Consider the following 9,101-nt stretch of genomic DNA (forward strand, 5'->3'; position numbering starts at 1 on the left):
GAGGGATTGAGGGTGGGGGGTGGTTCAGTGATTCACCGATGGACCCCCACCCTCAATCCCTCCCCTCAAGGGGGAGGGAGGCGCAGGAGCGGATAGGTTTCAGTCCGACGCCGGCTTTCGTATAAGACCCCTCGGGTCAAGCCCGAGGGTGACGATTTGTGTTTGGGGAAAGGGTGCGTCATCCCGCCTAGCCGAAGGCGCGCCTCTATCCCACCACCAGCGACAAAGCCGGGACTCTACGGATCAGGCTCCGATCCTCGTCCAGCACGAATTCGAGGTTCTGCCTTGCCAGCCGAGCGTGTTCGCGGGCCAGCGCTTCCGCCCGTGCGCCTTCGCGCAGTTCGATGGCCGAGACCATGGCCTTGTGCTGGGCCTGTGCGCCGTAAAGCGTGCGGCGGAAGGCCATGACATCGGCCTGCTTGTGCAGGAAGGCGCTGGGCGAAGCGAAGGGGCGGCTGGTGATGCGCTCGATTTCGCGGCGGATGGTTTCGCTGGCCAGCCCCCAGAGCTTTTCGTGGAAGGTGGCGTTGAGCTCGACATAGCGGTCGAAATCCATCGCCTCGACCTCGCCCTGCTGGGCATGATCCAGTTCGACCAGCAAGCGATGCAGTTCCCCCAACCGCGCCGGACTGACGCCACGCTCGGCCGCCAGCCGCAAGGCTGTGCCCTCAAGCACGCCGCGCAGTTCGATGGCGTCGATGACGTCTTCGCGGGTAAAACTGCGCACCGCATAGCCGCCCGAGGGGATGGCTTCGACCAGCCCCTCCTGTTCCAGCCGCGCCAGGGCGGCACGCAGCGGCGTGCGCGAAATGCCCAGCTTTTCGGCCAAAGCCACTTCGGAGAGGCGGACGCCGCCGCGAATTTCGCCTGAGATGACCAGGTCGCGCACGCCCATGAGGGCGCGTTGCGATTGCATGGCGCGGTCGGGTTTTTCGCTCATTCGGCGGCCTGCTGCATGGCGTGTTCTTCGCTAATCATCCGGTCGATCAGCCGCCGCGCCCACATCGAGCCGGCATCGATATTGAGATTATAGATGACGTGATCGGGATTGGCGTCGATGGCCTTCTGCTGCGCCTCCAGAATGTGTTCATCCTCGCGGAAGATGGAGGACACGCCTTCGCGCAGATTGTGGGTGCGGGCCTGTTCGTCGATTTTGTAATTGCGGGCGAAGGCCCAGAAATAGTGGCAGGTCCGATCGGTTTCCGGCGTCATGGTGTTGAGCACGAAGCCGTTGACGCCCTGGCTGCGATCCCCCTCTGGCGCGCCGGTGCCGGTGGGCGCAACGCCCACATCGATGGCGATGGTCGATGGCGCCTGGAAATTGATGATCTGCCAGCGATCGACATTGCCCGGCTTTCCGAGCTGTCCGCGCCAGAACGGTGGTGCGTCGATGTCGAGCATCCAGCGGGTAATGGTGGCGGTATCGTCGGTATGGGTGGCATCGAAAGGCGCTTCGGCCACGGCGCGGTTGCCGATGGACGAGCCATGCACATAAGTTTCGTGCGTCAGGTCCATGAGATTGTCGACGACGAGGCGATAATCGCATTTGGCGTGGATATATTTGCCGTCGGCGGCCCAGTCGGGGTGTTGGTTCCAGTGCAGGTCGGGCACCAGCGCCGGATCGGCCAAAGCCGGATCGCCCATCCACAGCCAGATGAATCGGTGACGCTCCACCAGCGGGTAGGACTTCACGCAGGCCGAAGGATTGATGGTGTCCTGCGACGGCATGTATACACATCGCCCGCTGTCGTCGAATTCCAGCCCATGATAGCCGCAGATGACATTGTCGCCGTGCAGCTCGCCCATGGAGAGCGGCAAAAGGCGGTGCCAGCAGGCGTCAGCCAGCGCAGCGGCAGAGCCGTCCTGCTTTCTGTAAAGCACCACGGGCTTGTTGCAGATGGTGCGCGGCAAGAGTTCGCGCTTCACTTCCACATCATAGGCCGCCGCATACCAGGCGTTCATCGGAAAGGTGGGGCCACCCATCGTCGTCTCCTCCTCAAGATCCTCAGGCGGCAATGAATACGAGTTGTATACATTTTGCAAGATTGTCATTGCCAAGCCTGCCGCGCTGGGTATCACTGCGGGCGACCACCAAGGAGGATCGCTTTCCATGACTGTCGCCAAGCCGCCCTATCATGCCGATGTCGTCGGCTCGTTCCTGCGCCCCGATTCCATCAAGGCGGCCCGCAAGGCGCGCGCCGAGGGCAAGATGGACAAGGCCGAACTCGCGGCCATCGAGGACGAGGCCATCCGTGATGTTATCAAGATGCAGGAAGATGCGGGCCTCAAGGCGGTGACCGATGGCGAATTCCGCCGCGCCTGGTGGCATTTCGATTTCATGGGCATGCTCAACGGGCTCGACATTATCCAGCGAGAGGGCGGCGGCATCCAGTTCCATGGCGTGCACACCAAGCAGGACGTGCCTGTCATCACCGACAAGCTCAGCTTTCCCGCCGATCACCCGATGCTGGAGCATTTCAAGTTCGTCGCCGCCAATACCAAGGTGACCCCGAAAATCTCGATCCCGGGCCCCAGCGCCATCCATTTCCGCATCGCCGATGCCGATATTGCGGTCGGCGAATACAAGAACGATGCCGAGGCCTATTTCGAAGCCATCACCGCCACCTACAAGGATGCGGTGAAAGCCTTCTACGATGCCGGCTGCCGCTATCTGCAAATGGATGATATCTTCTTCGCCTATCTCTGCGATCCAAAGATCCGCGCCGAGCGCAAGGCCAGGGGTGAGGACCCCGATTGGCTGATCGGCCGCTATGCCAAGATGATGCATGACGCCATTGCCGACCGGCCGGATGACATGCTGATCGGCATGCATATGTGCCGCGGCAATTTCAAATCCACCTGGGTGGCCGAAGGCGCCTATGACCCGGCGGCGGATGCGATTTTCAACCAGACCGATGTCGATATCTATTTCATGGAATATGATACCGACCGCGCCGGTGGGCTGGAGCCGCTGCGACTCTTGCCGAAGGGCAAGAAGCGCGTATTGCCCGGCTTCATCACCACCAAGACGCCGGAACTCGAAGACCTCGACGATCTCAAGCGCAAGTTCGATGCGGCGAGCAAATATGCCGATCTCGACCAGCTCGGCATCGCCCCGCAATGCGGCTTCGCCTCCACCGAAGAGGGCAATGACCTGACCATGGACGACCAGCGCCGCAAGCTCGACCTGGTGGTGAAAACCGCAGAGAGCATCTGGGGCCGCGTCTAAGCCCTGGTTTCGCTGCCCATCCGGGCCGGCGCTACATCCGGCCGGGGCGCGATGCGATATTGATAGCGCATCGCGCCTTCCGGACATGGCTTGCGGCGCGGGGTGGCTTTGCCATAATTGCAGGCACGGTTCGGGAAGGGGATCATGGCAGCGCGACAGGACAATTCGGCCACTCGTCTCGACGATGCGGCGCGCGCGGGCTGGCTCTATTACGTCGCCGGCAATACCCAGGACCAGATCGCCGCCAAGATGGGTATTTCCCGGCAATCGGCGCAGCGGCTGGTATCGCTGTCGATCAGCGAGGGCCTGATCAAGGTGCGGCTCGATCACCCGATCGGGCGCTGTCTCGACCTGGCCGAGCGCCTGCGCGCCCGCTTCGGGCTCGACCATTGCGAGGTGGTGCCGTCCGATCCGGAACACACCGCCTCCACCGTTGGCGTGGCCAGTGCCGCCGCTGCCGAAATCGAACGCTGCCTGCGTGCCCCCGATCCGATCGTCATGGCCATCGGCACCGGGCGGACGCTGAAGGCCGCCGTCGAGCAATTGCAGCCTATGGAGTGCCCGCACCACAAGGTGGTGTCACTCACCGGCAATATCGCGCCCGACGGCTCGGCGGCATTCTACAACGTGATCTTCAACGTCGCCGACACGGTCAAGGCGCGGTCCTTCCCCATGCCGCTGCCGGTCATCGCCTCGACGGCCCGCGAGCGCGAATTGCTGCATGCGCAGCCGATGATCGCCTCGACCCTGGCGCTGGCGGCCCAGGCCAATATCACCTTTGTCGGTGTCGGCCATCTGGGCGCCGATGCGCCGCTGGTGGTGGATGGGTTCATGAGCGAGGTCGATCACAAGGCACTGCAAAAGGCCGGGGCGGTGGGCGAAATCTGCGGCTGGTGTTTCGATGCCGAGGGGCGGCTGGTCGAAGGCCTGATCAATGACCGGGTGGCCTCGGCGCCAATTCCGAGTCGTGAAAAAGGACTGGTCATCGCTATCGCGGTGGGTGACGCCAAGGCTGCGGCCATCCGTGCCTCGCTGGTCCGGCGGCTGGCCAATGGCCTCATCACCAATGAGCGCACGGCCGAATTGCTGCTGGCCTGATCCCAGCGCGAAAGCTGAGCATTCGTAGCGTTTTCTGACATTTCTTCATCGTCATTTCTGCGCCTTTGCGGCGGAGAAATGGGGCGACTTGCCGGGCTTTCGTCGATCCCTCGCAAAAGCCCGCTTGACAGCAATTGCTCTTCTGTTGAACATTTGCTCATGAACAAGGCAAATGCTCGCTTTGGTTCTTGGGAGGAAATTGATGAAACTCACACCCCTTTTCGTGGGCGCGTTGACTCTTGCGCTGGTTGGAACCGCTTCCGCGCAGACGCTCACCATCGCCACCGTGAACAATGGCGACATGATCCGCATGCAGGGTCTGTCGTCCGCGTTCACCGAGGAAACCGGCATCGCGCTCAATTGGGTGGTGCTCGAGGAAAACACTCTGCGCCAGAACGTCACCACCGACATCGCCACCAATGGCGGGCAGTATGACATCATGACCATCGGCACCTATGAGGCGCCGATCTGGGCCAAGCAGAACTGGCTGAAGCCGCTCGACGGGCTCTCCGCCGATGCCGAATATGACGTGGACGACCTGCTGCCGGCCATCCGTGGCGGCCTCTCGATGGACGGCAAGCTCTATGCTGCGCCGTTCTACGGCGAGAGCTCCTTCATCATGTATCGCACTGACCTCATGGAAAAGGCCGGGCTCACCATGCCCGAAGCCCCGACCTGGGAATTTATCGGCGAAGCCGCTCGCGCCATGACCGACCGCGCCAATGACATCAACGGCATTTGCCTGCGCGGCAAGGCCGGCTGGGGCGAGAACATGGCGTTCCTGACCGCCATGTCCAATTCCTTCGGCGCCCGCTGGTTCGACGAAAACTGGAAGCCGCAATTCGATCAGCCCGAGTGGAAGTCGACCCTCGACACCTATCTCGGCCTGATGGCCGATGCCGGCCCATCCGGCGCGTCGTCCAATGGCTTCAATGAAAACCTGACCCTGTTCCAGCAGGGCAAGTGCGGCATGTGGATCGACGCCACGGTTGCGGCCTCTTTCGTCACCAATCCCAGCGACTCCACCGTTGCCGACAAGGTCGGCTTCGCCCAGGCGCCGGATACGGGCCTCGGCAAGCGCGGCAACTGGCTCTGGGCCTGGTCGCTGGCCATCCCGGCTTCCTCGCAGAATGCCGAGGCGGCCGAGCAGTTCATCAACTGGGCGACCAGCAAGGACTATCTGGCCCTGGTGGCGGAAAAGGAAGGCTGGGCCAATGTGCCGCCGGGCACCCGCACCTCGCTTTACGAAAACCCGGATTATCAGGCCGCCGCGCCCTTCGCCGCCATGACCCTGGCCTCGATCAACTCGGCCGACCCGAACAATCCGACGGTCAAGCCGGTGCCCTATACCGGGGTGCAGTTCGTGGCCATTCCTGAATTTGCCGGGATTGCCACCAATGTTGGCCAGCTGTTCTCGGCGGCGCTTGCCGGACAGATGAGCGCCGACGACGCCCTGGCCCAGGCCCAGGAGGCCACCACCCGCGACATGACCCGCGCTGGGTATATCAAGTAGGGCTCCGCGCGATGAGAGTGGGGATGGTTCGCCACCCCCACCCGACCTCGCCCTGGAGAAGGGGGAGGAGCAGACTGTGCCCGTGGCAGCATGTCGTCCACGAGTGGAGATAACCCCTCCCCCTCCTTCAGGGGGAGGCCGGGTGGGGGTTTTTCTCCACGCAGGAGATTTCTGGAATGGCCACCAAACAAACCCGCATCCTTGCCCGCACCATGATGGCGCCCGCCGTCGTCGTGCTGCTGATCTGGATGGCTGTGCCGCTGGTCATGACCCTGTGGTTCAGTTTCCAGAACTACAATCTCATCAATCCGATGATGACCGGTTTCGCCGGCTGGGCGAATTATGCCTATGTCATCGGCGATCCCAGCTTTACCCAGGCGCTGGTCAATACGCTGCTGCTGGTGGGCGGCGTGCTGGCGATCACCATTATCGGCGGCACTTTCCTTGCCCTCTTGCTCGATCAGCCGATCTGGGGGCAGGGGATATTGCGCATTCTCGTCATCTCGCCCTTCTTCGTCATGCCGCCCGTCGCCGCTTTGATCTGGAAGAACGGCTTCATGCATCCGGGCTATGGCATGCTCGGGCATCTCTGGAAGGCCTTCGGCCTGCAACCAGTCGACTGGTTCAACCAATATCCGCTGTTTTCGGTCATCGTCATCGTCGCCTGGCAATGGCTGCCCTTTGCGACGCTGATCCTGCTGACGGCCCTGCAATCGCTGTCCGAAGAACAGCGCGAGGCCGCCGAAATGGATGGCGCCAATGCGGTCAACCGTTTCCGCTATATCATCCTGCCGCATATGGCTCGGGCAATCACCATCGTCATCCTGATCCAGACGATCTTCCTCCTCGGCATTTTCGCCGAAATCCGCGTCACTACTGGCGGTGGCCCTGGCTATGCCTCCACCAACATCACCTTCCTCGTGTTCCGCACCGGCATCTTGTCCAATGATATTGGGGCCGGCTCCGCCGGCGGCGTGGTCGCCGTCATCATCGCCAATGTGGTCGCCATCTTCCTGATGCGCGCCGTGGGGAAGAACCTGGATGCTTAACATGAACCGCGCTTCCGCCACCCCACAGATCGTCACCCTCGGGCTTGACCCGAGGGCTCTTCCGGCCGTCGCAAACACCCTCGGGTCAAGCCCGAGGGTGACGACCGGTGTGTGCGAAAACGGGAGTTATTAAATGGCCCGCCGCGTCCCCATCCAAACCCGCATCGGCTTCACGCTCCTCGCCTGGCTGGTCGCGCTCACCCTGTTCTCGCCGATCCTGTGGACCATCCTCACCGCCTTCAAGACCGAGGCCGAAGCCATAGCCACCCCGCCAACCTTCCTGCCTGAGACCTTCACGCTGGAAAATTTCGGCGCGGTGCAGGACCGTTCGGACTATATCAAGCACGCGCTGAACTCGATCATCGTGTCCTTCGGCTCGACCTTCCTCGGTCTCTTGATCGCCATTCCCGCCGCCTGGTCCATGGCTTTCGCCCCCAGCAAGCGGACAAAAGATATCCTGATGTGGATGCTCTCCACCAAGATGATGCCAGCGGTGGGCGTGCTGATCCCGATCTATCTGATCTTCCGCGACCTGCGCCTGCTCGATACCCTGCATGGCCTGACGCTGATCATGACCCTGATCAATTTGCCGATCATCATCTGGATGCTCTACACCTACTTCAAGGAAATCCCGGTCGACATCCTCGAGGCCGCCCGCATGGACGGGGCCGAACTCTGGAACGAGATCACCCATGTTCTCGTGCCGATGGCCATTCCCGGCATCGCCTCCACGCTACTGCTCAACGTCATCCTCGCCTGGAACGAAGCCTTCTGGACCATCACGCTGACCTCCGGTCGCGCCGGCACGCTGACCGCCTTCATCTCCTCGTTCAGCTCGCCCCAGGGCCTGTTCCTCGCCAAACTCTCCGCCGCCTCGCTCCTCGCCATCGCCCCGATCCTGCTGCTCGGCTGGTTTAGCCAGAAGCAATTGGTGCGCGGCCTGACTTTTGGGGCGGTGAAGTGATACGGCGCTTACCCCCACCCAACCTCCCCCTGGCAGGGGGAGGAGCCGAGCAGTGGCTCACCAGCATCTTAACAAACTCGATCTGTCCCTCCCCCTGCCAGGGGGAGGTTAGGTGGGGGGCTCTCGAAACTCCCGCACGCACCCTGCATCTTTCCGAAGGAAAATAGTCATGGGCTCCATCACCCTTTCCCACGTCAACAAGTCCTTCGGTGAAGTCCAGGTCATCCCGGACATTTCCCTCGATATCAAGGACGGCGAATTCGTCGTCTTTGTCGGCCCCTCCGGCTGCGGCAAGTCGACTTTGCTGCGCCTCATTGCCGGGCTCGAAGACACGACTTCAGGCCATATCAAGCTCGATGGTCAGGACGTCACCGACGCGCCGCCCGCCAAGCGCGGCCTCGCCATGGTGTTCCAGTCCTATGCGCTCTATCCGCATATGAGCGTGCGCGACAACATCGCCTTCCCGCTCAAGATGGCGAAAACCCCGCAGGCCGAGATCGATCGCAAGGTCGAATATGCCGCCCGCACGTTGAACCTTGCCTCCTATCTCGATCGCAAGCCCCGCGCCTTGTCCGGCGGCCAGCGCCAGCGTGTCGCCATTGGCCGCGCCATTGTGCGCGAGCCGAAGGCATTCCTGTTCGATGAGCCCCTGTCCAATCTCGACGCGGCGCTGCGCGTCAACATGCGGCTCGAAATCACCGAACTGCACCAGCAGCTCAAGACCACGATGATCTATGTCACCCATGATCAGGTCGAAGCCATGACCATGGCTGACCGCATCGTGGTGCTGAACGCCGGCAATGTCGAACAATTCGGCTCGCCGCTGGAGCTCTACAAGAACCCCGCCAATCGCTTCGTCGCCGGCTTTATCGGCTCGCCCAAGATGAATTTTGTCGACGGTCCGGAAGCCGCCAAGCACGGCGCCCATTCCATCGGCACCCGCCCCGAGCATATTCGCCTCTCCACCAGTGACGGCGCTTGGAAGGGCTTGGTCAACGTCTCCGAACAGCTCGGCAGCGACACCTTCCTCCACGTCCAGACCGATTTCGGCCTCATGACCGTCCGCACCGATGGCGACCAGACTTTTACCCATGGCGATCAAGTCTGGCTCACGCCTGATCCCAACCGCATCTACAAGTTCGATGCGGCTGGAATGGCGCTCAAATAGTCGGCTCATCGCCTCCCTCCCCCTTGAGGGGAGGGACAGAGGGTGGGGGTCCATCAGTGGATCACTGAACCACCCCCACC

At 62.1% G+C, this 9,101-nt stretch carries 8 protein-coding genes; 6 read left to right on the top strand and 2 right to left on the bottom strand.

All coding sequences use genetic code 11. The features are described from left to right. Positions 1-205: 205 nt before the first annotated feature. Positions 206-940 carry a GntR family transcriptional regulator gene (locus tag DEVEQU_RS17165; RefSeq protein ID WP_126151828.1) on the bottom strand — a complete coding sequence of 245 codons (735 nt, stop codon included), beginning with the start codon at positions 938-940 and terminating at the stop codon, positions 206-208. Further along, positions 937-1,983, bottom strand: coding sequence for an aromatic ring-hydroxylating dioxygenase subunit alpha (locus DEVEQU_RS17170; RefSeq protein ID WP_126151829.1), 1,047 nt, complete (start codon positions 1,981-1,983; stop codon positions 937-939). Before DEVEQU_RS17170 ends, DEVEQU_RS17165 begins: the two co-directional genes overlap by 4 nt. A 127-nt stretch (positions 1,984-2,110) precedes the next feature. On the opposite strand from DEVEQU_RS17170, the gene DEVEQU_RS17175 reads away from it, so the two are divergent. The 6 genes from DEVEQU_RS17175 to DEVEQU_RS17200 all read left to right on the top strand — a co-directional run bounded on the left by DEVEQU_RS17175 (position 2,111) and on the right by DEVEQU_RS17200 (position 9,021). Then, positions 2,111-3,229: a 5-methyltetrahydropteroyltriglutamate--homocysteine S-methyltransferase gene (locus DEVEQU_RS17175; RefSeq protein WP_126151830.1), complete on the top strand. Its 1,119-nt coding sequence runs from the start codon at positions 2,111-2,113 to the stop codon at positions 3,227-3,229. A 144-nt stretch (positions 3,230-3,373) separates the two neighbouring features. Next, positions 3,374-4,327 carry a sugar-binding transcriptional regulator gene (locus tag DEVEQU_RS17180; protein WP_126151831.1) on the top strand — a complete coding sequence of 318 codons (954 nt, stop codon included), beginning with the start codon at positions 3,374-3,376 and terminating at the stop codon, positions 4,325-4,327. 202 nt (positions 4,328-4,529) lie between these two features. Further along, a complete protein-coding gene (locus tag DEVEQU_RS17185; protein WP_126151832.1) occupies positions 4,530-5,840 on the top strand; it encodes an ABC transporter substrate-binding protein in 1,311 nt (436 codons plus the stop codon). A 176-nt stretch (positions 5,841-6,016) separates the two neighbouring features. Then, a complete protein-coding gene (locus DEVEQU_RS17190) occupies positions 6,017-6,889 on the top strand; it encodes a carbohydrate ABC transporter permease (protein ID WP_126151833.1) in 873 nt (290 codons plus the stop codon). Between the two features lie 133 nt (positions 6,890-7,022). Further along, positions 7,023-7,853, top strand: a complete 831-nt coding sequence (locus tag DEVEQU_RS17195) for a carbohydrate ABC transporter permease (protein WP_126151834.1) — start codon at positions 7,023-7,025, stop codon at positions 7,851-7,853. A gap of 169 nt (positions 7,854-8,022) precedes the next feature. Beyond that, on the top strand, positions 8,023-9,021 hold the full coding sequence (locus tag DEVEQU_RS17200) for an ABC transporter ATP-binding protein (RefSeq protein ID WP_126151835.1): 999 nt from the start codon (positions 8,023-8,025) through the stop codon (positions 9,019-9,021). The last annotated feature ends 80 nt before the right edge of the window (positions 9,022-9,101 follow it).

Source organism: Devosia equisanguinis, assembly GCF_900631955.1.
Lineage (GTDB): Bacteria > Pseudomonadota > Alphaproteobacteria > Rhizobiales > Devosiaceae > Devosia > Devosia equisanguinis.